At 36.9% G+C, this 244-nt stretch carries 1 protein-coding gene; it reads right to left on the bottom strand.

Annotated features, from left to right (window positions below; genetic code table 11):
- A partial coding sequence (locus BAU28_RS23620) for a Cna B-type domain-containing protein (protein ID WP_116500460.1) occupies window positions 1–244 on the bottom strand: 244 nt, incomplete at both ends.

Below are 244 nucleotides of genomic sequence, written 5' to 3'. Positions count from 1 at the left end.
CTACCGGTTTTTCTTTCACTGTATACGTGTAAGCAACACCGTTCGCATCATATTGTGCTAAGTCTGCAAATGTATAATTCCAACTGTTTGCCGCTGTTACATCTTGTGTTTGGATTACGTTTCCATTTTGCAATAAATCTACTTGAATTGAGCTTGGACGATCTGTTGCATTGTTGTCATTCCAAGTTTTCGTTCCTGAAACAGATGTTTTTGCATCTTTTGTATTCGTAATGTTGTAACCATT

It is taken from the genome of Bacillus paramycoides (genome assembly GCF_001884235.1).
GTDB classification, from domain to species: Bacteria; Bacillota; Bacilli; order Bacillales; family Bacillaceae_G; genus Bacillus_A; species Bacillus_A paramycoides.
The sequence above is the reverse complement of the archived record's forward strand: the minus strand, read 5'-3'. Positions and strand labels throughout refer to the sequence as shown.